We start from the raw sequence: 24,394 nt of genomic DNA, 5'->3' as shown, positions 1-24,394 counted from the left end.
ATAATAATAGAAAAAAGGAGAGTGATTTTGATGAAAACAATCGGCTTAATTGGTGGCATGAGCTGGGAATCGTCTGCACAATATTACAGACTTATCAATGAACAAATCAAACAACAGCTCGGAGGCTTACACTCTGCGAAATGTATCCTATATAGTGTTGATTTCCAGCAAATTGAGCATTTTCAGGCTAGAGGAGAGTGGGACAAGGCGGGCGAGGTCCTTGGTCAAGCAGCATTATCACTTGAGCGAGCAGGTGCAGATTTTATCGTTATTTGTACGAATACGATGCATAAGGTCATTGATATTATTGATGCATCTATCACCATTCCTATTTTACATATTGCGGATGCAACAGCTCGGCAAATTAAAGAAGCAGGCCTACAGAAAATTGCCCTTCTTGGCACGAAATATACAATGGAGCAAGCGTTTTATAAAGCAAGAATAGAGGACTTTGGTATTGAAGTCATTGTGCCAAACGAACATGAGCGAATAGAAGTAAATCGTATTATTTATGAAGAACTATGCTTAGGCAATATTGTGCCAGCCTCTAAGTCATACTATGTCCACGTTATCGACGAGCTTGTGAAAGCTGGTGTAGAAGGGGTCATTTTAGGCTGTACAGAGATTGGTCTGCTGATTCAACAGGAGAATGTTACGATTCCAGTATTTGATACAACAGCCATCCATGCACAGACTGCTGTAGCGATGGCTATTCAGGAGGGAGCAAATTATGCAGGGGAAAGTAAGACAATTAGGCATTAAAATTGGCACCTTACCAGTCGGCAAAAAAAACTGTATTACCGACGTAGCTGGAGTCCGAGTGGGTCATGTCACACTGGATGAGCCATTAGATCAGCATGGAGGCTATGCGTGCACGGGCGTCACAGCCATTTTACCGCATAGCGGCAATGTATTTCAGGACAAGGTGACGGCTGCAAGTTATGTGCTGAATGGCTTTGGAAAAACGACAGGGCTTGTACAGGTCAATGAACTAGGGGTTATTGAGTCACCCATTATGCTAACCAATACTTTCGGTGTGCCAGCAGTTACGCAAGGCACGATGCGTTATATGCTAGACATGAATGAAGACATTGGCCTCACAACAGGAACCATTAATCTCGTTGTAGGCGAATGTAATGATAGTTATTTAAACTCTATCAGAGCCTGTGCTGTGACACCAGAGCATGCCATCAAAGCGATTCATCAAGCCTCCAACGATACCGCACAGGAGGGAGCCATTGGTGCAGGAAAAGGCATGATGTGTTTCGGCTATAAAGGAGGGATTGGTTCATCTTCTCGTCTTGTTAAAATCGAACAACCTGATGTTAGCTATACAGTTGGCTGCTTAGTTCTTAGTAATTTTGGACAAAGTACAGACTTTTTAGCCGAGCATTATGTAGCTTCACCTACTCAAAGCAACTCGACCTTATCACCAACAGATGGCTCCATTATTATTGTCCTTGCGACAGATGCTCCGCTAAGTAGCCGACAATTGACCCGCGTCATTAAACGTTGTGGTATCGGTCTAGGACGGACAGGCAGTCATTTTTCGCATGGTAGTGGCGATATTGTCATTGGCTTTACAACTGCCCATCGTATTCCTCATAGCACTGACCAGCTAGTGGAAACAAGAGCACAGCTACGTGATGACCATCCTATCATGAATCAATTATTTGCTGCTGCTACTGAAGCAACAGAGGAAGCCATTTTGAACTCACTTTCACAGGCACAGACAACGGTTGGTCGTAATGGACATACGGTAGAAGCATACTCATTTCAAAAAGCTATTGAAACATAGACCATGTTTCAATAGCTTTTTTCGTGCACTAACAGAGGATTCGTCATTTTTTTAGCATGAGTGAGCCATACATTGAATAAAATCCTTAAATAGAGGTTTTTCGACGGTATGCTGCTGGAATATGTGTCATTATCAGAGAATAACCATTATTTTGTAATTATTCTTTTTTTATCTAGTCAATGCTAGAGAGTTGTGATAATATTCATTTTAAAAAAACTGAATTATCCAAAAATTCTGAGGGTGGTGTTCCAGGATCGTCAAACTATTTCAACCAATAGCAGCTGTAATGGAAAGGAACCATCCTAATACGCCGTCTGTATGTGAAAGCAATGAGCCGCTTATTCAGATCCCTGCTGCCCATCCGAGATTATTCATTGAGCCTATCTATTATCAGCAACAAATCCCTGATAGTTTACGAACAATTTATGTACGTAAAGGGGTTTTTGAGCGTTTGCAGCAGGCGTTAACATTATTACCACAGGAATATAGTCTAGTACTCTATGATGGCTATCGTCCTTTTCAGGTGCAACACTATTTGTTTAGTCATTTTTCGAGGCAATTAGCTCAACAAATGCCACAGGCGACTTCTCAAGAGATCATGCAAGCAACAAAAAGGTATGTAGCCTTTCCAAGTGAACAGTCTGCTCATCTAGCACCTCATTTAACAGGAGGTGCCATTGATGTAACGCTTGCTGATGTAACTGGGAAAGCTTTGGATCTTGGAACAGCTTTTGATGAAATGAATGAAAAATCAGCTACACGGTATTTTGAACAGCATACAGCAGAAAATCCTCTGGCCTGTCGGCATCGGCGCTTACTGTATAACTGTATGACGCTTGCAGGGTTTACCAATTATGCAGAGGAATGGTGGCATTATGATTATCACAATGTGGCATGGGCCAGACGTGTTCAAGCGCAAGTAGCCTATTACGGAGCAGTACACGCAACAATTCAAAATCATACTGTAAAGGAGTTTCGATTTCTATGAAAGTATATATTAGCGCAGATATTGAAGGCATTACTGGCACAACCTCATGGAGTGAAACTGAGTTAAATGCGCCAGATTATCAATTTTTCCAAAGACAAATGACGCGAGAGGTAGAAGCAGCGATTGAAGGTGCGATCGCAGGAGGGGCCACAGAAATTTTATTAAAAGATGCACATGATTCAGCTCGAAATCTGGATATTTCCAATTTGCCAATCAATTGTAAAGTCATCCGTGGCTGGACATACGATCCTATGTGCATGGTAGCAGGTCTTGATCAAAGCTTCGATCGTGCTATTTTTATTGGCTACCATAGTAAAGGAGGAAGTGAACGTAATCCTTTGGCCCATACGCTTTGCACATATGCCGATGTCAAAATTAATGGTGAATATGCAAGTGAATTTTTAATCAATACGTACGCAGCAGCCTTGCACGGTGTTCCAGTATCCTTCGTTAGCGGTGACGTGGGGCTCACAGAAGAAATACAGGCGTTAAATGACCACATTGTAACGTTTGCGACAAAAGAAGGCGTAGGAAATGCAACGATTAGTGTCAGCCCACAGCTAACCATTAGGGAAACGAAAAGACTGGTAGAATCTTCAATGAAGGTGCCCCGTACTGCTTTGCAGGTGAAGTTGCCAGATCGCTTCGTGGTAGACATTATTTACCGTGATCATACAAGAGCCTACCGCAATTCTTTCTATCCAAATGCCACATTCAAGCCACATAATACGGTGGAGTTTATAACCGACGATTACTATGAGGTTCTACGACTATTGCAATTTTTAACGTGAAGAGAGTTTTTCTTTGAGTTGATGAAGGAGTGAGTGGGTTCGCTCGATAGTGGGGCTACCTATCGAAGAATTCGCTCATAAAAGTGAGAGAAGCGCTCCATCTGGTGATGACTCCGCTCAAAAAAGTGAGAGAAGTGCTCCTTTTGGTGAGGAACCCGCTCATAGCAAGGTGAGAAGCGCTCATCCAGGTGATGACTCCGCTCATAAAAGTGAGAAAAGCGCTCGTCTTGGTGAGGACTCCGCTCATAGAAGTGAGAGAAGCGCTCCTTTTGGTGAGGACTTCGCTCATAAGAGTGAGGGAAGCGCTCATCTTGGTGAGGACCCCGCTCATAAAAGTGGGAGAAGGGCTCATCCAGGTGATGACTCCGCTCATAGCAAGGTGAGAAGCGCTCATCCAGGTGATGACTCCGCTCATAAAAGTGAGAGAAGCGCTCATCTTGGTGATGACTCCGCTCATAGCAAGGTGAGAAGCGCTCATCCAGGTAGGAACCGCTCAAAAAAGTGAGGAAAGCGCTCATCCAGGTGAGGACTCCGCTCATAGCAAGGTGAGAAGCGCTCATCCAGGTGAGGAACCCGCTCATAAAAGTGAGAGAAGCGCTCATCTTGGTGAGGATTCCGCTCAAAAAAGTGAGAGAAGCGCTCATCCAGGTGAGGACTCCGCTCATAGCAAGGTGAGAAGCGCTCATCCAGGTGATGACTCCGCTCATAATAGTGAGAGAAGCGCTCCATCTGATGAGGACTCCGCTCATAGAAGTGAGGGAAGCGCTCATCTAGGTGATGACTCCGCTCATAGCAAGGTGAGAAGCGCTCACCCAGGTGATGACTCCGCTCATAGCAAGGTGAGAAGCGCTCATCCAGGTGATGACTCCGCTCATAAAAGTGAGAGAAGCGCTCATCCAGGTGAGGAACCCGCTCATAAAAGTGGGAGAAGCGCTCATCCAGGTGATGACTCCGCTCATAAAAGTGAGAGAAGCGCTCATCTTGGTGATGACCCCGCTCATAAGAGTGAGAGAAGCGCTCACTCAAGCGAAGACGCCGCTCCAATCAGTGAGAGAAGCGCTCCACCGAGCGAAGACCTCGCTCACAAAAGCAAGAAACCGGCTCGAACGTATGTCAAACCTGATCCATTCCATTCAATGGTAGGAGCTGCTCGAAAATTTATCCATGTAGGACACGCTGTTGCCATTGTGTCATATATCTCAAATCAAGCCGAGGCAAACGACATGGTGTCGTTGGCTGTTTCATCGATAGAGGGTCAATTAAGAGGGACCTAGCTTTATGTTTGAATGATCCTATTGAAAGGTACAATCCGTCCTGGCAATAGGATTTTCATTATAAAAAGATGACTAGGGGGATGCTTGTGAGGAAGTATTGGTTGTTGTTGATATGTCTGGTTGTATTGTTTTGTGTAGCTTGTAATGACGAATCATCGAGTGAGAAAGCATCGGAATATCGTGTTGTGTATTCAGGGGAAATTAAAACGTTAAATTATTTAAAGACGTCTGAAACAAATGAGTTTGCGGTGGCAGCGAATATGGTGGATGGGCTCATTGAATATGATCAATACGGGGTTGTCCAGCCAGGGCTAGCCAAAGAGTGGTCTGCGAATGAGGATGCTACCGTGTGGACGTTCAAATTGCGAGATGATGCTAAATGGGTTACACATGAGGGCAAGGAATATGCAGATGTCGTAGCGCAGGATTTTGTGGATGGCTTACACTATGTCCTGGATGCGAAAAATGAATCATCAACTGCGTGGATTGCGACAGTAGTAAAAAATGGGGAAGCATTCTATAACGGTGAGATGACTGACTTTAAGGAAGTTGGCATAAAGGCGCTAGATGAACATACAGTAGAATATACTTTAGAGGCACCAACACCTTATTTCCTTTCTATGTTGAACTATGTTTGTTTCTTCCCGGTAAATGGCCAATTCATTGCGGAAAAAGGGGAGGATTTTGGTACAACGCGTGAAAACTTCCTTTATAACGGTGCCTATATTTTAGATAAATTTGAGCCGCAAAATGAGCGGGTCCTTGTTAAAAATGAGACGTATTGGGATAAAGACAACGTATTAATTGACCGTATCCGCTATAAATACAATAAAGAAGCGGCAACGGTAGCGCCAGAGCTATTTTTACGTGGAGAAATCGATTCAGCAAGTATACCAACTTCAATTATTGACGAATGGTTTAAAGACGATAAGAAAAAATCACAGGTTCGTCAAACACAAAATAACTTCTATACCTACTTCTATGCTCTCAACTTTAATCCACAATTTGACGCACAATATGAACCAGATAACTGGAAGGTCGCAGTCAACAATAAAGAATTCCGAAAATCATTATTCCATGCCCTAGATCGTGTGTCTGCCATGTTAACAGTTGAGCCTTATAATCCGGCAGATTTGCTAAGCAATACCATTACGCCGAAGAATTTTGTTGATGTTGAAGGGGTGGATTATACACAGTTAGCGCCACTAACGGCGATTTCCAATGAGGATTCCTTCAACAAGGAGCTTGCACTTGAGTACAAAGAAAAAGCGAAAACAGCCTTGGCGGGTAAAGCGACTTTCCCTGTCAAAGTATTAATGCCTTATAATGCTGGAATTCCAGATTGGGCGAATCGTTCTCAAGTAGTCGAGCAGCAAATGGAAAAATTACTAGGGACAGATTATATCGACATTATCGTAGAGGCTGGTCCATCGACAGGCTTCTTATCAGAGGTGCGTCGTCCAGGTAAGTTTGCGCTGTTAGAAGCAAACTGGGGCCCTGATTATGCAGATCCATCTACGTATACAGATCCATTCACAGTTGATGGTACTTACAATAAACCTGAATTAGCAGAAGGTTATAAAGAGGCTAATGGCAAAACGACTTATCAAAATCTCGTGGATCAGGCGAAAGAAACGATTGATACAGCCAAACGTTATGAGCTATTTGCCAAGGCAGAGGCCTTTTTAATTGAAGAAGCTTTTGTCATTCCATACTCAGTAGGTGGTAGTGGCTATGTGGCTTCCAAATTAAATCCGTTTGAGGCTCAGTACTCACCATTTGGTGTAACAGCGGAGAAATTTAAAGGACAAAAAGTGCTGGAAAAACCAATGAGCAATGAAGAATTTAAGAAAGCCCTTGCACAGTGGGAGCAAGAACGTGCTGAAGCTTTAGCCAATGCTGAAAAGTAGATGTATTTTGTAGATGAACAAGGAGATACCGAAGCGTATAGTCGGCATCTCCTTTAGTCTTTTGGACAAAGGAGGATGGCGCGATGTTGCAGTATATAGGAAAACGACTCTTACAATCCGTATTAACCCTTTTTATTATCATCACCATTGTCTTTTCTTTATTACGGTTAATGCCAGAGGAAGGGTATTTAGGAGCGGCAGCGGATAAAATGTCACCCGCACAGCAAGAAGTTTACTTAACAAATCTTGGCTTGCGTGATCCATTGCTAGTTCAGCTAGGGAACTTTTATAAGAATTTGTTGCAAGGGGATTTAGGAAAATCGGTCACTTATCGCACGGATGTCCCAGTCGTTACGATTATTGGTGATAAAATTTCGTATTCTCTGCTCTTTGGCTTAGGCGCAGTGGCTTTATCGCTACTGATTGGGGTGCCATTAGGGATATTAATGGCCTATCGCAAGGGGCGTTGGCTGGATCGGCTTGGGACAGGCTATATCGTTTTTGTCGTTGCTGTCCCAGCAGCCGTGTATTACTTGGTTATTCAAATGTATATTACAGAACTTTTCCAGTTACCGATGTTGTTTGATGAGTACAGGCCGATTACATGGATACTTCCACTAACATCAATGGCACTAGCACCAACAGCCTCCTATGCGATGTGGATGCGACGCTACATGGTGGATGAACTGAACAAGGACTATATTAAGCTAGCGAGGGCGAAGGGTGTAAAGGAGCGTACATTAATGTTTAAGCATGTGTTACGTAATGCCTTTATTCCGATGGCACAATATTTACCTGCCACGATATTGTTTACAATTACCGGCTCTATTTATATCGAATCGCTCTATTCCATTCCAGGAATGGGAGGCTTACTCGTGGATGCCATTCAGCGACAGGACAATACGATTGTGCAAGGTTTAGTGCTAGTATTCTCTTCTCTTGGCATTATTGGCCTTATATTAGGGGATATTGCCATGGCCCTTGTTGATCCACGCATTAAATTAGGCAAGGGAGGGGGAGTGCGTTAATGGGCATGTATTCAAATGAAATCAATAATATTTCGAATAAATCCCGTGAAACCTTGTTTGACTTTGCGGAAGTTGATGCACGTCAAGCAGAGGAAACTGGTTATTCAAATTACTCTTATTGGCGCTCTACATGGCAATCCTTTTTGAAAAATCGACTGGCTGTCTTTTTATTAGTCGGTGTGCTCATTATTGTCGGCTTTACCATTCTCCAGCCCTATTTACCAGCGCAAAAATCACCGACTGAAATATACCTAGATGAGCAAACAGGGATGCAGGCACGTAATATAGCCCCGAATGCAGAATTTTGGTTCGGCACAAATTCCATAGGACAGGATTTATGGTCACGTATTTGGGCGGGCACACGGACATCCCTCTTTATCGGCTGTGTTGTGGCTTTAGTGGAGGCAGTAGTGGGGATTACAATCGGTACGCTGTGGGGCTTTTCAAGGAAATTAGAAGCACCAATTACACAGCTTTATAATGTTGTGGATAATATTCCTACAACGATTGTCCTTATTTTAATGTCTTATATATTACGGCCAAGTATTTCGACAATCATTATCGCCATGTGTATAACGGGGTGGGTGGAAATGGCTAGATTTATTCGCAATCAAATTGTGATTTTACGAGATCGCGAATACAACCTTGCCTCTAAATGTTTGGGCACACCGGATTATCGGATTATCCTTAAAAATCTATTACCTTATTTAATTTCTGTCATTATGTTACGCATGAGTCTAGCAATTCCCTTTGCGATAGGGGCCGAAGTATTTTTAACGTATATTGGGCTGGGGCTACCAATTAGTGAGCCTTCCTTAGGAAATTTAATCAATGAAGGGCGCGTACTTATGATGTCACCAGATTTACGCTATCAGCTTATTTTCCCGAGTATTGTGTTAAGTGTCATTACTATCGCATTTTATATTATTGGTAATTCCTTTGCAGATGCAGCAGATCCAAAAAACCATGTGTAAGGAGATGAAGCAAGTGACCTCGAAAAAATCGCGCATTTTAGTTATCCAAAATTTAGTGATTCAGTTTACATTACGTGGTCGTGTATTAACAGCTATTCGGGATATTTCCCTCGATCTTTACAAGGGAGAAAGCTTAGCTATCGTGGGGGAGTCAGGGTCAGGAAAGTCCGTGCTAATGAAATCTATTATGGGCTTGCTTGACAAAAACGGTAGCATTAAGCAGGGAAGAATCATTTACAATGCACAGGATTTAGGCCAGTTTACGACAGAGCAAGAATGGCTACGTATTCGAGGAAAGGAAATTGCGATGGTCACACAGGACCCGATGACATCGTTGAATCCGCTCAAAACTATTGGCAAACAAATTGAGGAATGTGTCGTCCTCCATCAAGGCTTAAGGGGCAAGGAAGCGTATGAGGAAACATTAAAACTTCTTACGGATGTAGGAATCAATGATGTAAAAAAACGCTACAAGCAATATCCGCACGAATTTTCTGGAGGGATGCGCCAACGTATTGTTATTGCCATCGCGATTGCCTGTAAGCCCAATATTTTAATATGTGATGAGCCTACGACGGCTTTAGATGTAACCATTCAGGCACAAATTTTACAGCTCTTAAAGAATCTTCAGCAAAAGTATGGCTTAACAATCGTCTATATTACACATGATTTAGGGGTTGTGGCGAAGGTTGCTGACCGTATTGCGGTGATGTATGCGGGCGATGTCATTGAGGTTGGGGAGACCCATGAAATTTTCTTTCATAGCAGGCATCCATATACATGGGCGCTCATTTCCTCCTTACCTCAGCTTGGCTCCAAGGGGGAACAATTGTATTCCATTAAGGGCACGCCCCCCAACCTTTTTCAAGAAATAAAAGGTGATGCCTTTGCGCCACGCAATCCATATGCCTTAAAAATTGACTTTCTGGAGCGGCCTCCTTTTTTCCAGATCAGTGACACTCATTATGCGCGAACATGGTTGTTGGACCCATTGGCCCCAAAGGTAGAGCCCCCTGCAGCCTTACAAGCATTTTTTGCAGAGGGGAGGCAGTATGCTAATGATTGAGAAAGAAGTACTAGTAGAGGTAAAAAATTTGAAAGTTGTTTTTGGTAAAGGGAAAAATAAATTTACAGCCATTGATGATGTCAGCTTTCAAATTTTTAAAGGTGAAACGTTTGGCATTGTAGGTGAATCAGGCTCAGGTAAAACAACTATTGGTCGGGCAATTATGCGCATCAATGAGGTGACAGAGGGACAGATTTTGTATCATGGCAAAAGTATTCAAGGAAAAATCCCTAAAGAATGGGATAGAGAAATTACGCAAAAAATCCAAATGATTTTCCAGGACCCCATGGCATCTCTGAATGAACGAGCAAAGGTAGATTATATTGTTTCAGAGGGGTTATATCCTTCAAAAAAATATAAAGATGAGGCAGAACGGCAGCAAAAAGTGCGCGATGCATTATTGAATGTAGGGTTACTGCCAGAGTTCTCAAGCCGCTTTCCACATGAGTTTTCAGGAGGACAACGCCAACGTATCGGTATTGCTCGTGCGTTAGTGATGGAGCCTGAGTTTATCATTGCAGATGAGCCAATATCCGCCTTAGATGTCTCCATTCGAGCGCAAGTATTAAATTTATTAGCAAGTCTGCAACAGCAAAATCATTTAACCTATTTATTTATTGCCCATGATTTATCGATTGTCCGTTTTATTACGGATCGTACAGCGGTGATTTACAAAGGGAAAATTGTCGAGCTAGCGGAAACGGAAAAGCTTTTTGCTCATCCGCTTCACCCTTATACGAGGGCCTTGCTATCAGCCGTGCCGGAGCCCAATCCATATAAGGAGAGAGAGAAAGTAGTGGAGGTCTATGACCCGTCACAGCATCGTTATGATCAGCATCCCCCCTCCTTCATTGAAATTGAGGATGGCCATTTTATCTTGGCTAATGAAGAGGAGCTAGCTGATTATCGCATTTTACTGAAAATGGAGGGAACGAAATGATTCGTCCGAAAGCATTGAAAAAGGGTGACACAATTGGTCTTATAAGTGCTTCAGGGGCCACACCACCAGAAAAGCTGCAGCCAGCTATTGCCAGTATTGAAAAGCTTGGACTAAAGGTTGTCGTTGGAGAGACCTGTCATGCGAGGCACGGTTATTTAGCAGGTACTGATGATTTGCGTGCGGCAGATGTCCATCGAATGTTTAGTGATCCAACGATTGACGGTATTTTTTGTATACGTGGGGGATATGGGGCCACGAAAATTTTATCCCAATTGGATTTTGACATGATTAGGAGAAATCCTAAAGTATTTGCAGGCTATAGTGATGTGACAGCCTTACATATAGCGTTTAATCAGCTATGTGGCTTTGTCACCTATCATACGCCGATGCCCTCGACTGAATTTATTCGACAAGAAATGGATGACTTTACATGGCAATCCTTTATGCAACAAGTAATGGACAATGAACCAAATGAGTTCTACTTAGCAAACCCTGCAGCGCAACCAATGACCACGCTCGTTGCTGGAAAAGCTTCAGGTCAGCTTATCGGTGGAAACCTAACATTAGTCACTGCCTCCCTCGGTACACCTTATGAAATAGATACAAGAGGTAAAATTCTGTTCTTAGAAGATATTGATGAAACGGAGCAACGAGTTGATCGCATGCTAACCCAATTACAGCTAGCAGGGAAACTAGATGACGTGGCAGGCATTTTATTGGGAGCCTGGACAGAGTGCGGACCTGAAAATCCCGAAAAGCCTGAGCATAGTTTATCATTACAAACGATTTTCGAGGAAATACTTGTGCCAGTAGGTAAACCTATTCTGGCCGATATAGCTTGTGGCCATTGTTTACCAACGATGTCGTTACCTTTAGGAAGAACGATTACGATGGATGCGGACAATCAACGAGTCCAGGTTATGAGGTAGGTGTCCTATGGAACGAAAGATTCACGAGATGATTCAAGCATCACCTTATGAGGTACATCTATTTGTAAAAAATCTAGCAACCAATCAATTTCTAATTGGTCATCAGCTTGAGCATTCATTTTCAAGTGCTAGTTTAATAAAAGTTCCTATTCTTCTAGCTTTCTTATCGTCTATGGAGGACAACCATTTTGCGCTTGATTCTACGCTTTCTATTGCGCCGAACGATTGGGTGGATTTCAGTGTAGTGAGCGAACAACGTCTGACGCAAAGCACTGTATATGAGCTGCTTGTATGGATGATTATTACTAGTGACAATACAGCCACGAACGTCCTAATTGATGTAGTAGGAATGGATTTTTTAAATGAATATTTCCACAGGTTGGGTCTACAGGACACCTTGCTACAGCGTAAAATGATGGATGTTGAGCGCCTCGCAAAGGGCATAGACAATTGCACGTCAGCTCGGGATATGGCTCATCTCTTTACACGTATTTACCAGCAAGATGTGTTGTCCCCCGCATACAGTAAATTGGTCATTGATATTTTAAGTCGGCAGCGTATACACGAGTCCTTAAGGCGCTATCTCGTGGATGATATCAAACTTGCACATAAAACAGGAGGACTTGATACCGTCGATCATGATGTGGGGATTGTTTATAGTAGTGCTATCGATTATAGTATCGGTGTTTTTATCACCAATGTGACGAATAATGAGCAGGCACGCCAATTAATTGGTCGTCTATCAAAGGTTGTTTATGGAGAGCTAGTGGAGCGGAAGGAGGGAATGTAATGAAGGCTATCGTAACAGCAATGATTGCTAGTTTACACGCTATGCCCACTTCAACGTCTGAAGTTGTCGATGAAGTTCTTTATGGGATGACAGTAAAGAGGATCAGGGATGTCAATGAAGGTTGGGTATATATCCAAACGGCCTATCGCTATGAAGGCTATTGTCAGAAGGCAGACTTACTAGTAGACGAAGTACTAGTCTCTAAGTGGGAAAGGGAAGCACAGCATATCATTTTTCAAAGTTTTGCGGATGTATTACAGCAACCACGTATTCAAAGTTCGAAACTAGTAACACTTGTAAGAGGCACTTCCATCTGTGTTGTGTCAGAAGAAAATTTACCGGAAGAATGGTCAGCTGTACAGTTAGTGACAGGGCAAAGGGGCTATGTTCGCACAAAATGGCTACAGGCAAAAATGACAGAACGTTCGGTTTCCGAGCAGCAATTTCGAGAGAATGTGGTGGCAACTGCGTTAAGTTATTTAGGAGCACCTTATCGTTGGGGTGGCAAATCACCACTAGGGATTGATTGCTCTGGTTTGTGCTCGATGGCTTATTTGCTAAATGGTGTGACGATCTATCGAGATGCCAAAATTGTAGAGGGCTTTTCGATTGTGAAAATAGCTAGAGACCAAATGCAAAAGGGCGACTTAATTTATTTTCCAGGTCATATTGCTTTATATATTGGGGATCAACTTTATGTTCATTCTTCAATTGGAGGGAATGAAGTGTCAGTTAATAGTTTAGAAGAAAATCACCCTCTCTATCGGCATGATCTAGCTACGACCATTTTAGAGGTAGGTACATTATTTCAGGAGAAGCTGTGTAACTAGGCTTCTCTTTTATTGGGTGAAATGATAGTGTCGGAAGAAGCATGGTCAACAGTCAATCACCGATTAGAGTTCTAGGAGGGGGGAAAGACAGAAAAGACACGAGTCTTCACCGTATAATACATCATTAAATTTTAGGTACATTTTTTAAGGTCATCCATATTTTGCTCATAATGAATGTCAGGACATTGACAAGAAATAAAGCGACTAGCTGCCATAGTCCGAGTAAAAACGTTCTCATGTATAATTCAAAGGTCGCCTCACCTGGGGGCATGTGTGGATAGGGGATTAGTTGACTGTAGTGCCAAACAAAATAACAGGCTAAGGAAGTACCTGCTCCTACATAGATAAAGGTCCAATGAATATAGGATGTTATACGAAGACGACAGCTCCATAGTAGAACATTTATCAATAATATTAGTAGTGGAAACAGCCAAAGTTGAAACATGCCTTCGGGTATATCTACGGCATAAAATTGATTGTAGCTTAGCTGAATGATTGGCAATAGTACAAGATTGACGATGATTAGACTGACTAGCTGCATGCGCTTCATTGGATTCAAACCCTTGCGTCATTTTACATTTACGAGGTGAATAAGATTTGGTTGCCAACAAGAAAACCTCCATACACCCGCAGGCGAGATGGAGGTCTTGAGTTAATAATGATAAATATTTAATTGTTGACCTGCTTCAAGGCGGTCTGTTCGAAGCTGATTCCATTGTTTTATAGAGGTTACTTTCACATTATAAACCTCTGCAATCTTCATCAGCGAGTCCCCGTCAGCTACGGTAATGGTTTTCTTATCTTTGACAGGGCTATCATATTGTTGTAGATCATATTTTGCGATAAGTGTATTTAATTTTTCATTGTATGAAGAATCGGTAGCATAAGAGCCTGTTAAAAACTTCGTTGCATCTGTATAGGCAGTTGTGTTGCTTTTAAAAACGCCCGCATAGAAATCTTTGTTCCACGAAACCCCATTACGCATTAATTTGACATAATCCTGCATCGATGCCTCATAGGAAGGGTATTTGCGGAAGGCAGCCATGATTGTGGATAGATTACCTGAACCATCATCCTCTGTTGTTTCAAGAGTTACGGAATTATTTTGGTAGCTGCCTTTCATTCCGAATAGATTATAGTTTGGAGCAGAGCCAAGTCCACTTTGTCCATGCTCACTTTCTAGGATTGCTTGTGCAATCATGACGGAAGCATATAGGTCATTTTCAGCACCAAGATCTCGTGCTGTTTCAGCAATCTCTCCAATAAACTCCTCCACACTTGGACGATCATCGACAACAGGCTCTTCTCTTTCAGTCGTATTAAATAACTGTGTCACCATATAAAACGAAATACAAATAACGACAACGGTAATCATGAGTCCTTTTAAAAAATTAAGCATATATTTCATCGTATGCTTGATGTTGGTCGTGACCACATCTCCCTCCCTTCTATCAAAGTTTAGCTATCTCTCATTATTACAGAGAGTGAAAGAGAAATAAAGAGATGTCTTGATTAATAGATTCCATCATTAATAGAACGTCCCTCAACATAATTAGTTCCTCATTTTTTATCTTCCCGCATGACATAATAGATTGGTAGAGACAAGCATAATGTAATAGAAAATGGTAGTATTATTTGTAAAACAATGACCAGCTTGAAAGGAAGTTTTGATTGAATACTATTTTTTCTGTGACACAAAAACAACTATATGATTTTCTTTTAAATGTAGCGCCTATACGACCAGTATTTATTTGGGGAGCACCAGGTATTGGGAAGTCGGCAATCGTAGAAAGCTTTGCGAGTAAATTAGGGATGCCATGTGTGTCTTTATTAGGCAGTCAGCTAGCACCTGAGGATATCATCGGGGTTCCACAAATAAAGGATGGCTACAGTGTGTTCTGTCCACCAAAAATGATTGCTCGAGATGAACCCTATTGCTTATTTTTAGATGAATTAAATGCTTGCTCACAGGAGGTACAAAAAGCTTTTTATAGTCTTATACATGAAAGAAGAATTGGGGAATTTCTATTACCAGAGGGCACGATTGTGATTGGAGCAGGGAATAGAGCGCAGGATAGTGCGATCGTGAAGCCGATGTCCTCGGCATTAATTAATCGTATGGTCCATGTTCAACTTAGAGCCTCTCATAAAGATTGGCTCGAATGGGCCTATGAACATGAAATACACCCATATGTGATTGAGTATGTTCAAATGCGTCCCGATCATTTATGGAGTGAACCACCAAAAACTGAAGAACCCTTTTCCACTCCAAGGTCTTGGCATATGCTAAGTGATTGTCTGTATGCCTATGGTAACAGTCTAAATGAACAAGCTATCGATATTTTAGCGAGTAGTTGCCTATCTTCGCATACTGCAAGTCAATTTAAAGCCTTTATCAAACAAGTGCAAAGCAAATATGATTTAGCCAAAATCCTCAATGGTGAATTACGCTGGCCAGATCGACCTGATGAAAGAGACTTACTCTATTTCATGGCGCAGTCCTTCCGCGCGCAACTAATCAAGGAGCTACCGAGCGAGCATACGACATTGAAGGGAAATCAACAACAATTAGCATTCCGTGCCAAGGACTTGATTAAGGATTTAGCATCCATTAGCTTAGAGATTGCACAGATGGTCGTATCTGAGCAAAAGGGTGAAGCCTTACCAGCCTGGTTTATGCTAGAAGTGATTAGAGATTTACCACGTTTAGTAGCTAAGAAGGATGGATAAATTATGGCTAAAAAAAAGAAAATATTGAAGCAGGAGCATAAAAATGAGACATCAATTGCTCGAGGACATGAAATGGTCGCCACCCATCCATTATTTGAAGTGTTATGTAATGCCGTTTACATGCAATATGAAAGTATGGCACAAAAAGATTGGGCTTATGTGTCGAGTACAGGTGTAATCTACGTCAATCAAGATAAAAAAGGGCAGCCAAATGAATGGGCCTATGTCATTGCCCATTGCTTATTACACCTTGGCTTACAGCATCATCAACCCAAAAAAGAGCAACAGGAGCTAGGGAATATTGCTTGTGACTGTTATATCACGAAATTTTTAGCAGAACTCAAATTTGGTCAAGCACCAAAAGAAATGAATGAACCACTTGTTGAAGCCTTTACCTCTGATGAAAAATTGTATGATCGATTTCTACGAGAGGGTGTACCTCCTCATTTTAAAGGCTATAGCACAATGCCAGGACAAATGGATTTTCTGATTTCACAAAATAAAACACAGTACATGTTTAGCGGCTATCGCAACTATGGTGAATTATTTGCAGAGGGATTAGCTAAAGCTGTGCAAAGCGCCATTCGTGTAGCGGGAGGTATAGACAACACACTCGCAGGCGCGACGAATTTGACACAAGCACAACGGGCAAAAGCTTGGTTTATGAGCTCATATCCATTATTTGGCGCATTAGCTGCCGATTTTACGATTATCGAAGATCCACTTGTTTGTACAAGGATGGACATCTCGATAGCAGCCATCTCGGTTGAAACAAAGGAGATTTACCTAAATACGGCGATGGGGATGACAGAGGAAGAAATGCGATTTTTAATAGCACACGAATTGCTTCATGCTGGATTAAGTCATACTACACGGAGACAAGGGCGTGATCCCTATCTCTGGAATGTTGCTTGCGATTATGTCATAAATGGCTGGTTAATCGACATGAAAATAGGGGAGATGCCAGCGTTTGGTGGACTATATGACCCTGCATTAAAAGGGTTATCTGCAGAAGCTATTTATGATCGTATTGTTACGGATATGAGGTTGTATCGTAAATTAAGAACCTTTCGGGGGCAAGGAATGGTGGATATTATAGAAACGAAACCGCCAGACTTTTGGGAAGGAAAAGTAGGCGTTGATTTGGACACATTTTATAGAAGAGCATTGAGTCAAGGGCTAAGCTATCATATGGCGCAAGATAGGGGGTACTTGCCACAAGGACTAATCGAGGAAATTCGAAGCCTGTCACAGCCGCCTATTGCCTGGGACGTGGAATTAGCAAAATGGTTTGATCGCATGTTTCAACCATTAGAGAAGGTCAGAACCTATGCACGCCCTAGTAGAAGACAAGCATCGACACCTGATATTGCAAGACCAAGATGGATTCACCAAAGCGGGGAGGAAGATGGGCGTACATTCGGAGTTATTATCGATACTTCCGGCTCTATGGATCGTGCCTTACTTGGCAAAGCACTCGGGACAATAGCAAGCTATAGTATTGCAAGAGAAGTTCCACTCGTACGTGTCATCTTTTGTGATGCCATTGCCTATGATGCAGGCTATATGGCACCAGAAGAGCTATTAACAAAAGTAAAAATACGGGGCAGAGGAGGCACAGTATTACAACCTGGGGTCCGCTTACTGGAAGAAGCATCCGATTTCCCTAAAAATGGCCCTATCCTTATTATTACGGATGGACATTGCGACCGTTTAACGATTAAAAGAGAACATGCCTACGTGCTACCCCAAGGAGCTAAGTTACCATTTGTACCAAAAGGTGAGGTATTTAGAATGAAATAATGTTCATAAAAAGTAGAACTCTCTAGCATTAGAGGGTTTTATTATTTAATAATAAAGGAAGGGACTGCTGGCATGGAACAAATTATATAGTAAAGAATTTTAATTATTGATAAAGGGGCTTCTTACTATTTTTACGAACATGCTAATGACGATTCAATTTGTACGGGGTAGGGTCGTTACAGAACAGGAAGTGAATCAGTACTTGACTAAGGGCAGTGCACGGCTTCCATTCATTCTGAAGGTGAAGGTGTGACATTATTGTTGTCCGATCAGCTAGCCAAGAAAATCTAAAAAGATTCGTGAAATGTTTATTTACTGCTACACTATACATAGCGATTGTGTGCGTACGGGCAAGGTAAGTGCCTTACGTTTTTCTACTTTCAATGCAATTCTGTATGAGTTGAACTGTCAGCCAGGAGATAGACTGGAGTATGTAGAGGAAGAGGAACCATAGCAACGAAGAAGGGATTTTTAACAATGTTGGCTTTTATTTTTTTATTACTCGCTATTATAGCAGAGGTTTTTGCAAGCTCCATGCTAAAGCGCACGGAGGGTTTCACTCGGATTTGGCCATCGATCGGTGTGGTGGTGGGCTATGGAACGGCGTTTTATTGTTTAGCCTTAACATTAAAAGTCATTCCAATTGGTACGGCCTATGCGATATGGGCCGGTTTAGGGACAGCCTTAACAGCTATTGTGGGGGTTGTCTTTTATAAGGAAATATTCAATCGCAAGAAGGTACTAGGAATTCTCTGTATTATTATGGGTGTCGTAGTACTCAATCTTGCAGGCGGTCATTAGGAGGCACCTTAGAATGAAAGGCTATTTATTTTTAACACTCTCAATCATAAGTGAGGTCTTTGCCACAACGATGCTCAAGCTTTCTGATGGTTTCACTGTGCTGGTCCCATCATTAGTGGTGGCACTTGGCTATGGGATATCATTTTATAGCCTATCCTTATGCTTAAAAACAATGCCATTAAGCTTAGCCTACGCCATCTGGTCTGGAGTTGGCACAGCTTTAACCGTCATGGTCGGCATTATAATTTGGAACGATATTTTTAATCTCTACTCTGCGATTGGCATTGCTCTAATTATTGGAGGGGTTATCTTGTTAAATCAAGGGGATAAAAGGGAAGACGTGGCGGATAGCCGGTTGAAATCGAAGGATAGCCCCGCAAACTAGCAGGAATCTAGCGTGTAGACGGATAGAGATGGAAAAGTGGTGGAAAGCCGTCTGAAATCGAAGGATAACCCCGCAAAAAAGCAGGAATCTAGCGTGTAGACGGATAGAAATGGAAAAGTGGTGGATAGCCGTCCAAAAGCGGTGGATAGGAATAGAAAAGTGGCGGATAGCCGGCTGAAATCGAAGGATAGCCCCGCAAAAAAGCAGGAATCTAGCGTGTAGACGGATAGAAATGGAAAAGTGGTGGATAGCCGTCCAAAAGCGGTGGATAGGAATAGAAAAGTGGCGGATAGCCGGCCGAAATCGAAGGATAGCCCCGCAAAAAAGCAGGAATCTAGCGTGATAGATGAATAGCCATCGAAAATCGAATTATAGCTGGCCAGAATCAATGGATAGCACCACAAGAAGCAGGATACACAGATACGGAATAGGGGGATATGTGATGATTAAAGCCATTATTTTTGATTTTGACGGTACAATTATTGATACGGAAACGGCGTGGTATACTGTTTTTAGAGATGCCTATGCCCAATATGGGGTTGACTTATCGTTGGCAACATATGCAAAATGCCTTGGGACCAATCTTCAAGAGTTTAATCCTTATACATATCTTGTCACACATCATCACATTGAATTGGATGTGGAGGCATTTCAAACATCGATTCAACAAAGCCATGCGCAGCTAATGGCCAAGGAAACAGTAAGACCTGGTATTTTAATGTGGCTACAGCAAGCAAGGGAAGCGGGTTTACAAATTGGGTTAGCTAGTAGCTCTAGCCGCCAGTGGATCGATCAATATGTTGATACGCTTGGCATTCGAGATTTTTTTGATTGTTATTGTACTGCTGACACTGTGACCAATGTTAAGCCGGATCCAGAGCTTTACTTGCAGGCCCTTGAACAGTTAGGAATAAAGGCTAATGAGGCTATAGCAATTGAGGATTCACCGAATGGCGCACAAGCAGCAGTAGCAGCGGGGCTGTATACATTAGTCATTCCTAACGCAATCACTAAGCAATTACCTTTTGATACAGGACATCAGACCCTGGAGACAATAGCACAGTATGATCTACAAGATCTTCTAGCAGTCTTCATCTCCTAATCTCATAACAACAGCCTCTCCATTTCAATGGGAGAGGTTTTTTTGTTTCTTTGTGAATTAGTCGTCATATTTTTTATTGCTACATATTATAACGAGAGGGCAATTTACATGGATATATACACTTATTCAGACTAGGGAGGGGGCTATTATTTGAATAGTGAGAAGAAAAGAAATCATTTTTTATGCGAAGCTTTAAGTGATTTGAAGGATCTTCAGGATATTATGATGAACTTTCATTCTAAATATTTCGGTCAGTTACTTGTCAAAATCGTTGGGAGTGATACGATTCCCTTTTTTTTAATTACAAACAGTGGCGCTCATTTAAGGTTAATGGATACAGTGAAACAGTTTGAAACGGAGTTTTTTCGTATTGAGGCAGTCGATAAGGAGCGTTGTCGTGGCACCGTGTCGTTGTTACGTGCCTTCGATTATGAAGGCAATGATACCAATTCCGTGGCGGATGTAGTGAGGTTAGAAAAAACAAGTACGGAAAAATCCATTGAACTTAGTGGCATTTCTGCGATTCAGCTATTAAAGCCAGACATGCTGAAAGGGAAATTTATCATTGAGCCTAAATGGTAGCGCCAGATTATACTACTAAGCTAGAGCATCTGTCTCGATGTAAGGGATAGAAAGTGAATGTAATAGAGAGAGACTCTAATGAAAGGAAGTTTAGCTATGACGATTATTGGTATGCTGCATCATCGACTTGATCCAACCACAGTCCTCAAGTCGTATGCCTATGCAGCAGTTGCAAAGGCAGAAGGGGCACAGTTTTTTTACTTCACACCTAAAAGTGTTGATTTTGCCAAACGTTCCATTCGCGCTAAAGTTTATGAGGATGGACAATGGCATGAAAAAACGATGCCCTTTCCAGATGTGATCTATAATGCAGGGAGTCCAGAGAAATTATCCGTGTCCAAAGAGATTATTGATCGTTTAAAAGAAGAAATTCCATTTACGACTCATTCAATCGGGAATAAATGGAATGTGATGAAGCGATTGAAGGAAGCAAAGGAATTTGAACAGTATTTGATTCCATCAGAAATTGTGAAGGATGTCGATGTATTTCACAAATTTATCAATTATTATAAAAAGGTTGTGTTTAAGCCAATTGATGGACGTAAGGGTAAAGGTATCTATTTTATTACGAAGGCAGGAACAAAGCATTTTGATGTGAGAAAGGATAGTACGAATACAACCTATTCAAAGCCTCAATTAGATGCATTACTAAAGGAGCAGCTTGCGGCTGGCACCTTTATTATGCAGCCCTATATTCAATCAATCACTAAATCGGGTCAAGTCTATGATTTCCGGCTACATGTACAAAAAAATGGTGAAGGTAAATGGGTAGTGACGACAGTATACCCAAGGATCGCGCCTAATGGCTCTATTATACCGAATATTAATAATGGTGGCTTTACCAATTACTTAGATCCTTTTTTGGAGCAGGAGTTCAAGGAAGAAGCTTATAATATTCGTCGAATGCTAGAGCATTTTTCATTAGCGTTGGCCCATCATCTGGATGAGATTCAAATGGAGAAGTTTGGGGAAGTCATTGATGAAATTGGCATTGACGTAGGTTTAGATCAGCAGCAAAAAATTTGGATGTATGAGGTCAATTGGCGACCAGGCTGTCCTCCTGCTTTTTACTTGGAATTAGATGTTGTCATCCATTCTATTCGTTATGCTATGTATTTAGCGAAAAATCATAAAAATATGCAGAAGGAGATCGTTCAACAACAAAATCAGCAGCCTGCAGAAAAGAAAAGCATACCGATTATTGCGATTACCGGAAGTGCTGGGAAAACAACGACAAAGGCATTTGTTGGGTCGATTTTATCGAAAAAATGGAATGTTTTTGAGTCGAAGGATTATTGGAATACGACAGAGCATACGAAAAAGCATAAGGAAGAAATCAATGATTCACACCAGGCGGTCGTATTAGAATATGGTATGGCCTACCCTGGTATTATTACGAACCACTGTAGCATTATCCAGCCGAATATTAGTATTGTTACAAATATCGGTTTAGCGCATGTCGGTAATTTTGATGGCGATGTAAGAGGCGTAGCGAAGGCGAAGTCGGAATTGATTCATGGCATGGATCAACAAGGTTTACTAATTGTCAATCAGGATGATGATAATTCAAGGTATTTAGAGACACAGCAATTTAAAGGGAAAATCATCACGGTGGGCATTAAAAAGGAAGCGGACTATCGTGCCTATGATTTACAGTATAAGGATATCGGCATGTCCTTTAAAATGAAGCTACATGGTCAAGAGATAGAAATGTATATTCCTATTTTAGGAGAACATCATGTTTACAATGCTCTGAATGCAGTTGCAGTGGCTGATCTTTTAGGGTTCAGTGCACTCGATATTCAGGCTGGACTCAACTTTAAAAAACCACCAAGACGCTTAACTATCTATAACTGCCGCGATGATATTACAGTTATTGATGACACAGTACACTCCCATCCACAAGGGGTTCGTGCAGCTATTGATGTGCTAACCAATATTGCTAAAAATCGGAAGGTAGCCATTATTGGGCAAATGCGTGAGCTTGGTGTTTTAAGGGAAGAAGAATATAAAAAGGTTGGGGAATATGTATATGACGTTGGCATTGATGAATTCATTACCTATGGATTTAGGACAGATGAAATGAGCAATGCCGCCATCGCCAAGGGCATGGACCCATCAAGGGTACATCATTTTATTAATAAGGACCAATTACATGCCCTCCTAGTAAAGCTCATTAAGCCTCATGATACCATTCTCGTGAAAGGTGCTAGTAAAACGAATATGTTTGAAACCGTGAAATTTTTAGATCAAACATTTAGAGAAGAATAAACCATTAATAAAAATAAAAAACCCGAGTAACTGTCCACTGCAAGCGGCAATTATTCGGGATATTTTTTTCAAACTCTCAATATAAATTTGATTTCCTTTGCTGCGTTGATAGCATGATTTCTAGCTTCCTTCAATGTGGCTCCTTGTGCAATAACATAGGCATAGCGGTGACCCATTGATAAAGGTGGCGTTAGGAGCGTTCCTTTTCTAGGTTTCACATATACTTCTACGACGCCTGTGGATCTAGATGCTCTCGCCTTACCAATCACCTTCTCTAAAACCCCTTTACTTTCTACAATGACATATTTTGTATAGACAAATTTTTGATGCCTTGGCTGAAAATTAGGCTGTTGACCAAGCAATAGTTTCAGTGTTTCTTCTACTAAACTAAAGCCAAGAGCAGCCTGGAGCATATTGTTCATAGCGCCCCCAGATATTCGAGGATTAATTTCGATGAGTTTCCAACCGTTTTGGGTTAATCGAAGCTCTAAATGGAGCGCCCCATTTTCTAAATCAAAGGCCTTTACAATGGAGTGGAGTACTTCCTCGATTCCCGCGCGAATGTCTTGAGGAGCTTTCACCAATACACCATAGCCTGTAATGATAAAGCGTTTCCCTTGGGTAATTTCCTGCTCAATTATGCCAATCACATGTGGCTGCCGTTGATACACAACAGCCTCCACTAAGTATTGAGGGCCCTCCAAATACTCTTCAATCATGATCGATTCATAGGGGTTTTTACTACGTAATGATTTGAGGTGGTTATTAAGTTGATCAGCATCCGTTGCTAATAGTACATCTTTTGAGCCTGTTGATTTTGGTGATTTCACGATTAATGGAAAAGTCCAATTGTTAGCAATAGGTTCATTGGGCTTCATGAGCGAAAACTTTGGTGAGTATGGCTGGTCTTTTAAATAATTTCTCGTTTTTTCTTTATCCTCCATGATTTCAATTGCGGAGGAGGAGGTGTAGTTATGACAAAATTCATCACATAGCATAGAGGCAACATGGACAAATGGATCCACAAAACTAACGATACTTTTAATGTCTAATCCGGTTTTCCCTAGTTTATCAATTTCCTCTTTCATTCTTTCAATATTCAAAGTATCAATGAGTATCATTTTATGAATGTCAGGGTAGGCTCGTCGCTGCTGAAGTTGTTTTTCATTATTAGTAAAAAGTACTGTGAAGTAGCCTAATTTTTCTGCTGCTCTCGTCGCTTCACGGCTAGACCCGGATTTGTTTGTACCGATAAATACAATTGCTTTCAGGTATATCACTCCTTCTATTGGTACTTAGATACTTAATCACCTTTATATATATGCAACGAAATAGATTTCTCCTAGTTATGTATCTTGACTTCATCCAAGCAACTTTTAGGAGGTTACATATACTAGAAAAG

Annotated in this window: 24 protein-coding genes and 1 pseudogene; 22 read left to right on the top strand and 3 right to left on the bottom strand. The window is 41.6% G+C overall.

The annotated features are described in order from the left end of the window. Positions 1 to 30 precede the first annotated feature (30 nt). The 14 genes from ABC382_RS06690 (at position 31) to ABC382_RS06625 (ending at position 13,318) form a co-directional block, all read left to right on the top strand. Positions 31 to 762: an aspartate/glutamate racemase family protein gene (locus ABC382_RS06690; protein WP_322606246.1), complete on the top strand. Its 732-nt coding sequence runs from the start codon at positions 31 to 33 to the stop codon at positions 760 to 762. Further along, the gene (locus ABC382_RS06685) at positions 731 to 1,798 is read left to right on the top strand and encodes a DmpA family aminopeptidase (RefSeq protein WP_412926678.1); all 1,068 of its coding nucleotides are present in this window, start codon (positions 731 to 733) and stop codon (positions 1,796 to 1,798) included. The genes ABC382_RS06690 and ABC382_RS06685 overlap by 32 nt, the downstream gene beginning before the upstream one ends. A 286-nt stretch (positions 1,799 to 2,084) precedes the next feature. Beyond that, the gene (locus ABC382_RS06680; protein ID WP_341385940.1) at positions 2,085 to 2,786 is read left to right on the top strand and encodes a M15 family metallopeptidase; all 702 of its coding nucleotides are present in this window, start codon (positions 2,085 to 2,087) and stop codon (positions 2,784 to 2,786) included. Next, on the top strand, positions 2,783 to 3,577 hold the full coding sequence (locus ABC382_RS06675) for a M55 family metallopeptidase (protein ID WP_274796650.1): 795 nt from the start codon (positions 2,783 to 2,785) through the stop codon (positions 3,575 to 3,577). Before ABC382_RS06680 ends, ABC382_RS06675 begins: the two co-directional genes overlap by 4 nt. A 49-nt stretch (positions 3,578 to 3,626) precedes the next feature. Then, positions 3,627 to 4,082 (top strand): hypothetical protein, encoded by a 456-nt coding sequence (locus ABC382_RS06670; RefSeq protein ID WP_412926677.1) that lies wholly within the window; start codon positions 3,627 to 3,629, stop codon positions 4,080 to 4,082. Between the two features lie 40 nt (positions 4,083 to 4,122). Next, on the top strand, positions 4,123 to 4,851 hold the full coding sequence (locus ABC382_RS06665) for a hypothetical protein (protein ID WP_412926676.1): 729 nt from the start codon (positions 4,123 to 4,125) through the stop codon (positions 4,849 to 4,851). An 86-nt stretch (positions 4,852 to 4,937) separates the two neighbouring features. Continuing rightward, the gene (locus ABC382_RS06660) at positions 4,938 to 6,761 is read left to right on the top strand and encodes a peptide ABC transporter substrate-binding protein (protein WP_312507022.1); all 1,824 of its coding nucleotides are present in this window, start codon (positions 4,938 to 4,940) and stop codon (positions 6,759 to 6,761) included. An 83-nt stretch (positions 6,762 to 6,844) separates the two neighbouring features. Next, positions 6,845 to 7,789: an ABC transporter permease gene (locus ABC382_RS06655; RefSeq protein ID WP_274796653.1), complete on the top strand. Its 945-nt coding sequence runs from the start codon at positions 6,845 to 6,847 to the stop codon at positions 7,787 to 7,789. Continuing rightward, positions 7,789 to 8,763 (top strand): ABC transporter permease, encoded by a 975-nt coding sequence (locus ABC382_RS06650; RefSeq protein WP_274796654.1) that lies wholly within the window; start codon positions 7,789 to 7,791, stop codon positions 8,761 to 8,763. The genes ABC382_RS06655 and ABC382_RS06650 overlap by 1 nt, the downstream gene beginning before the upstream one ends. Then, positions 8,756 to 9,829 carry an ABC transporter ATP-binding protein gene (locus tag ABC382_RS06645; RefSeq protein ID WP_284702028.1) on the top strand — a complete coding sequence of 358 codons (1,074 nt, stop codon included), beginning with the start codon at positions 8,756 to 8,758 and terminating at the stop codon, positions 9,827 to 9,829. The genes ABC382_RS06650 and ABC382_RS06645 overlap by 8 nt, the downstream gene beginning before the upstream one ends. Further along, the gene (locus ABC382_RS06640; protein WP_274796656.1) at positions 9,822 to 10,769 is read left to right on the top strand and encodes an ATP-binding cassette domain-containing protein; all 948 of its coding nucleotides are present in this window, start codon (positions 9,822 to 9,824) and stop codon (positions 10,767 to 10,769) included. The genes ABC382_RS06645 and ABC382_RS06640 overlap by 8 nt, the downstream gene beginning before the upstream one ends. Next, positions 10,766 to 11,698 carry a S66 peptidase family protein gene (locus ABC382_RS06635; RefSeq protein WP_322612044.1) on the top strand — a complete coding sequence of 311 codons (933 nt, stop codon included), beginning with the start codon at positions 10,766 to 10,768 and terminating at the stop codon, positions 11,696 to 11,698. Before ABC382_RS06640 ends, ABC382_RS06635 begins: the two co-directional genes overlap by 4 nt. Before the next feature lie 7 nt (positions 11,699 to 11,705). Next, on the top strand, positions 11,706 to 12,488 hold the full coding sequence (locus ABC382_RS06630; protein ID WP_322612043.1) for a serine hydrolase: 783 nt from the start codon (positions 11,706 to 11,708) through the stop codon (positions 12,486 to 12,488). After that, a complete protein-coding gene (locus ABC382_RS06625) occupies positions 12,488 to 13,318 on the top strand; it encodes a C40 family peptidase (RefSeq protein WP_322612042.1) in 831 nt (276 codons plus the stop codon). Before ABC382_RS06630 ends, ABC382_RS06625 begins: the two co-directional genes overlap by 1 nt. Before the next feature lie 124 nt (positions 13,319 to 13,442). Here ABC382_RS06625 and ABC382_RS06620 read toward each other — a convergent pair whose 3' ends face one another. Together ABC382_RS06620 and ABC382_RS06615 are read right to left on the bottom strand one after the other, a co-directional pair. Continuing rightward, a complete protein-coding gene (locus ABC382_RS06620; RefSeq protein ID WP_274796660.1) occupies positions 13,443 to 13,868 on the bottom strand; it encodes a hypothetical protein in 426 nt (141 codons plus the stop codon). A gap of 102 nt (positions 13,869 to 13,970) precedes the next feature. Beyond that, positions 13,971 to 14,753: a glucosaminidase domain-containing protein gene (locus tag ABC382_RS06615; protein WP_274796661.1), complete on the bottom strand. Its 783-nt coding sequence runs from the start codon at positions 14,751 to 14,753 to the stop codon at positions 13,971 to 13,973. Positions 14,754 to 14,989: 236 nt separating this feature from the next. On the opposite strand from ABC382_RS06615, the gene ABC382_RS06610 reads away from it, so the two are divergent. The 8 genes and pseudogenes from ABC382_RS06610 to ABC382_RS06575 all read left to right on the top strand — a co-directional run bounded on the left by ABC382_RS06610 (position 14,990) and on the right by ABC382_RS06575 (position 22,992). Continuing rightward, on the top strand, positions 14,990 to 16,048 hold the full coding sequence (locus ABC382_RS06610; protein ID WP_322612041.1) for a MoxR family ATPase: 1,059 nt from the start codon (positions 14,990 to 14,992) through the stop codon (positions 16,046 to 16,048). 3 nt (positions 16,049 to 16,051) lie between these two features. Next, the gene (locus ABC382_RS06605) at positions 16,052 to 17,851 is read left to right on the top strand and encodes a vWA domain-containing protein (RefSeq protein WP_412926675.1); all 1,800 of its coding nucleotides are present in this window, start codon (positions 16,052 to 16,054) and stop codon (positions 17,849 to 17,851) included. Between the two features lie 340 nt (positions 17,852 to 18,191). After that, positions 18,192 to 18,305, top strand: a pseudogene (locus tag ABC382_RS06600) (helix-turn-helix domain-containing protein); the annotation flags it as partial. 23 nt (positions 18,306 to 18,328) lie between these two features. Further along, positions 18,329 to 18,652 (top strand): DMT family transporter, encoded by a 324-nt coding sequence (locus ABC382_RS06595; protein WP_322612039.1) that lies wholly within the window; start codon positions 18,329 to 18,331, stop codon positions 18,650 to 18,652. 13 nt (positions 18,653 to 18,665) lie between these two features. Next, positions 18,666 to 19,037: a DMT family transporter gene (locus ABC382_RS06590; RefSeq protein ID WP_322612038.1), complete on the top strand. Its 372-nt coding sequence runs from the start codon at positions 18,666 to 18,668 to the stop codon at positions 19,035 to 19,037. 442 nt (positions 19,038 to 19,479) lie between these two features. Beyond that, on the top strand, positions 19,480 to 20,139 hold the full coding sequence (locus ABC382_RS06585; protein ID WP_322612037.1) for an HAD family hydrolase: 660 nt from the start codon (positions 19,480 to 19,482) through the stop codon (positions 20,137 to 20,139). 150 nt (positions 20,140 to 20,289) lie between these two features. After that, positions 20,290 to 20,721, top strand: a complete 432-nt coding sequence (locus ABC382_RS06580) for a hypothetical protein (protein WP_274796668.1) — start codon at positions 20,290 to 20,292, stop codon at positions 20,719 to 20,721. Positions 20,722 to 20,799: 78 nt separating this feature from the next. After that, positions 20,800 to 22,992: a YheC/YheD family protein gene (locus tag ABC382_RS06575; protein WP_322612036.1), complete on the top strand. Its 2,193-nt coding sequence runs from the start codon at positions 20,800 to 20,802 to the stop codon at positions 22,990 to 22,992. Positions 22,993 to 23,060: 68 nt separating this feature from the next. Here ABC382_RS06575 and ABC382_RS06570 read toward each other — a convergent pair whose 3' ends face one another. After that, positions 23,061 to 24,272 carry an ATP-grasp domain-containing protein gene (locus tag ABC382_RS06570; protein ID WP_412926674.1) on the bottom strand — a complete coding sequence of 404 codons (1,212 nt, stop codon included), beginning with the start codon at positions 24,270 to 24,272 and terminating at the stop codon, positions 23,061 to 23,063. Positions 24,273 to 24,394 lie beyond the last annotated feature (122 nt).

The organism is Lysinibacillus phoenicis, assembly GCF_047238325.1.
Lineage (GTDB): Bacteria > Bacillota > Bacilli > Bacillales_A > Planococcaceae > Lysinibacillus > Lysinibacillus irui.
This window is presented reverse-complemented; position numbering and strand designations above follow the sequence as displayed.

Excerpts from the sequence above, each read along its gene's own strand:
- ABC382_RS06690 (WP_322606246.1), top strand. The coding sequence starts at position 31 with ATGAAAACAATCGGCTTAATTGGTGGCATGAGCTGGGAATCGTCTGCA.
- ABC382_RS06685 (WP_412926678.1), top strand. The coding sequence starts at position 731 with ATGCAGGGGAAAGTAAGACAATTAGGCATTAAAATTGGCACCTTACCA.
- ABC382_RS06680 (WP_341385940.1), top strand. The coding sequence starts at position 2,085 with ATGGAAAGGAACCATCCTAATACGCCGTCTGTATGTGAAAGCAATGAG.
- ABC382_RS06675 (WP_274796650.1), top strand. The coding sequence starts at position 2,783 with ATGAAAGTATATATTAGCGCAGATATTGAAGGCATTACTGGCACAACC.
- ABC382_RS06655 (WP_274796653.1), top strand. The coding sequence starts at position 6,845 with ATGTTGCAGTATATAGGAAAACGACTCTTACAATCCGTATTAACCCTT.
- ABC382_RS06650 (WP_274796654.1), top strand. The coding sequence starts at position 7,789 with ATGGGCATGTATTCAAATGAAATCAATAATATTTCGAATAAATCCCGT.
- ABC382_RS06645 (WP_284702028.1), top strand. The coding sequence starts at position 8,756 with ATGTGTAAGGAGATGAAGCAAGTGACCTCGAAAAAATCGCGCATTTTA.
- ABC382_RS06640 (WP_274796656.1), top strand. The coding sequence starts at position 9,822 with ATGATTGAGAAAGAAGTACTAGTAGAGGTAAAAAATTTGAAAGTTGTT.
- ABC382_RS06635 (WP_322612044.1), top strand. The coding sequence starts at position 10,766 with ATGATTCGTCCGAAAGCATTGAAAAAGGGTGACACAATTGGTCTTATA.
- ABC382_RS06630 (WP_322612043.1), top strand. The coding sequence starts at position 11,706 with ATGGAACGAAAGATTCACGAGATGATTCAAGCATCACCTTATGAGGTA.
- ABC382_RS06625 (WP_322612042.1), top strand. The coding sequence starts at position 12,488 with ATGAAGGCTATCGTAACAGCAATGATTGCTAGTTTACACGCTATGCCC.
- ABC382_RS06620 (WP_274796660.1), bottom strand. The coding sequence starts at position 13,868 with ATGAAGCGCATGCAGCTAGTCAGTCTAATCATCGTCAATCTTGTACTA.
- ABC382_RS06605 (WP_412926675.1), top strand. The coding sequence starts at position 16,052 with ATGGCTAAAAAAAAGAAAATATTGAAGCAGGAGCATAAAAATGAGACA.
- ABC382_RS06595 (WP_322612039.1), top strand. The coding sequence starts at position 18,329 with ATGTTGGCTTTTATTTTTTTATTACTCGCTATTATAGCAGAGGTTTTT.
- ABC382_RS06590 (WP_322612038.1), top strand. The coding sequence starts at position 18,666 with ATGAAAGGCTATTTATTTTTAACACTCTCAATCATAAGTGAGGTCTTT.
- ABC382_RS06585 (WP_322612037.1), top strand. The coding sequence starts at position 19,480 with ATGATTAAAGCCATTATTTTTGATTTTGACGGTACAATTATTGATACG.
- ABC382_RS06575 (WP_322612036.1), top strand. The coding sequence starts at position 20,800 with ATGAAAGGAAGTTTAGCTATGACGATTATTGGTATGCTGCATCATCGA.